Source organism: Emticicia sp. (assembly GCF_049241225.1).
GTDB lineage: Bacteria > Bacteroidota > Bacteroidia > Cytophagales > Spirosomataceae > Emticicia.
In genome coordinates, this window is the sequence record NZ_JBMLRC010000241.1 from 1 (window position 1) to 2365 (window position 2365).

The 2365-nt window shown below is 36.5% G+C and carries 2 protein-coding genes and 1 pseudogene; all 3 read left to right on the forward strand.

The window, feature by feature from the left end:
• Window positions 1–503: pseudogene (locus ACOVO2_RS13125) on the forward strand (hypothetical protein); the annotation flags it as partial.
• Window positions 504–509: 6 nt separating this feature from the next.
• Window positions 510–1859 carry a hypothetical protein gene (locus ACOVO2_RS13130; protein WP_421770417.1) on the forward strand — a complete coding sequence of 450 codons (1350 nt, stop codon included), beginning with the start codon at window positions 510–512 and terminating at the stop codon, window positions 1857–1859.
• Between the two features lie 7 nt (window positions 1860–1866).
• Window positions 1867–2365: hypothetical protein (locus ACOVO2_RS13135; protein WP_421770418.1), on the forward strand; the 499-nt coding region annotated here is incomplete at its 3' end.

Here is a 2365-nt window from a genome sequence, read left to right on the forward strand (position 1 = left end):
GCAATATTTCGGTCAATGATTTTTCGGGAGAATTGGCCGTAAAATTTAATTTCGGCAAACTTAATTTGACCGATGTTTCGGGAAAGCTCAACATCGAATCATCGTTTGGCGACGTTTATGCCGAAAACCTTGATGGAAGTTTTGTCTGCAAATCAGAAAAAGCGGTTGTTGAACTTTACAACCCGAGCGGAACCACACTTTTGGAATCGAAATACGGTAGCGTAAAATTAAATCTTTTCAATTCACTTGATAAACTCGTGGTCAATGCTTCTCGCTCGGCCATTGAAGTCAATGTTAGACGTTTTGAAGATTTCAGATTCGACCTCGGCACAACATACTCGCAAATCAATACACCGAGTGCTTACCGAGAATTTTTAAGCAATTATAATAATCAAGAAACACTACTTTTTGATACAAAATCTAAGAAACCGCTGGTGCAAATTCAGAATTCATACAGCCCGATTACTGTTCACATTGACAAAAACCTACAAACACACAAATAATTGATTATGAAAAAGTTACTAATATTTCTGCTCACCATTTCGTCGGTACACGCACAGGAATTGACCGTTGGGGTCAGGATGAATTCCCCCATCGGAGATGGTACTTCATATACAGATGGTCAGCCTATTTTAGGTTTCAATAATGGTATTTATTTTACAAACATTCAAGCATCGCTTCGCACATCAGGCGGCATTTTTGCTCGAATTGATACAAAAAAAAGCATGTTTTCGGCAGAACTTAACCTCAATCGATATTATTTATCTAAATACGTTTCTTCCGCACGAAACAGCGGAGCTTATCCTAATCGCTTTGGTTTAATAAACCCTCGAATAGGGTATGCCTACAAACCCTTGCCGTGGCTCAGATTGAACGCTTCGTTGGGCGTAAATTTTATGACTAATCAAAAAACAGATGGATATTATTATAGCGGTAGTGAACTTGAAAATATTCAAAAACAGCTTAAAATCTACGAAAATGACCTCACGGGCAACGGAAAATATCAAAAAGAATATTGGCTAGAAGAATTAGCAAAATATGAAGCTCGGAGTAGTTTTACTGATGCCTTCAACAAAATTCATCTTGATACTCGCCTTGGCGTTGGTTTTGATGCGGGTGGTTTTATGATTGATTTTAATTATCATCGAAGTCTTTCGCCCTTGGTTGGCAATATTAATTTCAAAAACGATAATATTCCGTTTGGTTTTCAATATGACTATTTTTCATTGAGCATTGGATATAGAATTTTACCCCTTCGCAAGTTTTTGCTGGCTCCTCGAAAAAACAAGACTTATGAAAAACAGCAATCCGAGATACCATTTTATAAAAATGAAGTCAGTTTTATGCTTGGAAAAGAAGGAGAAGACATGAATTCTAAGACATTATATGAAAATTCTTACACACGCTATCTACGGAAACGCTTGGGGGTTACGGTCGGAATAAACACGATGCAACCAAGCCTTATTGCCGATTCTTGGCAGAATTATTTAAACATTGGTTTAGAGAATACCATCGCTTTTTACACCGAAATTAAATTTTTACCACTTTATTTAAAAAAGCATAGAATTGGCATAGCAGGAGGACTTAATCTAATGACTTATGAAGGTTTAAGAGCGGGACAAGGACAAAACATAACTCCTTCTGGAACATACGTCTATCCCGTTTACTTCAACCAAAGTGATTCAAAAAACTTTGGACATAACAGGCGAAGTTTTTGGGGATTTCAATTTACGGCCGATTACAACTATCTGCTCACAAAGCGGATGTTGATGGGTGGGTGGCTAAGAGGTAATTTTCACGCCAATAGTAATACTGGGAATTTTGTAACTTTTGGTATTAAAACTGGCTATTTATTCTGAAAAAACTATGAAAAAGATATTTTTTGTGTTATTTGTGGGAATTATTTCCTCTGAAGTTTTTGCTCAAAACAAATCTGACTTTCGCAACGAATTCAGTACCGAAATAGGCAGTTATCAAGGAAATTCGATGCCAAATGCGTATTTCTTCAGACAAAAATACACCCATTGGTTTTCTCGACATATTGGCGTATCGGTGAGTAATATGCGAAGTAATCAAACTTTTGATATTCCCGCTGAAAATTATACGATACAAAACACCACGAATATTGCTAAACTCAGACAAGTAAATAATCGCTACTTAGATTTAAGTTTGGCGACAAAATTTACCATAAAAAACCACGAAATTAGACTTGCGTCGGGAGTTTCTGCGAATAGATATTACCAAATGCGGGTATCTGAAAAAGAATATTTTGCAGACCTTCAGCAAAAAGTTTTAGTAAAATATAACGCTGCCGATGTAAAGGTAGAAAACTTACTTATACCTCAGCTGAGTGTTGGTTATGCTT